The organism is Actinomadura sp. NBRC 104425, assembly GCF_030269545.1.
In the GTDB taxonomy this organism is placed as follows: Bacteria; Actinomycetota; Actinomycetes; order Streptosporangiales; family Streptosporangiaceae; genus Spirillospora; species Spirillospora keratinilytica.
Genome location: NZ_BSTN01000134.1, coordinates 1 through 347 on the forward strand (window position 1 = coordinate 1; position 347 = coordinate 347).

The 347-nt window shown below is 72.6% G+C and carries 1 protein-coding gene; it reads right to left on the reverse strand.

Annotation, left to right across the window (positions count from 1 at the left end):
• A partial coding sequence (locus QSK22_RS33440) for an AMP-binding enzyme (RefSeq protein ID WP_502872407.1) occupies positions 1-334 on the reverse strand: 334 nt, incomplete at its 3' end.
• Positions 335-347: the final 13 nt, after the last annotated feature.

Consider the following 347-nt stretch of genomic DNA (forward strand, 5'->3'; position numbering starts at 1 on the left):
CGGCGAACAACCCGGCCAGCACCTCTTCCTCGGCCGTCCGGGGCGTCCGCGACGACACACGCACCGACACCCCCGGGTCGGGCAGGGCGGCGCGGTCGAGCTTGCCGTTGACCGTCAACGGCAGCGCATCCAGCGTCACGACCGCCGCCGGGACCATGTACCCGGGCAGCTGGGTCGCTGCGAACCCGCGCAGCTCGGCCGGATCGATCTCGCCGGAGGCGACGACGTAGGCGATGAGACGGTCGTCGCGGACGATCACCGCGACGTCGGCGACCGCCTCGTGCCGCGCCAGCACCGCCTCGACCTCGCCCAACTCGATCCGGAACCCGCGCAACTGCACCTGCAGA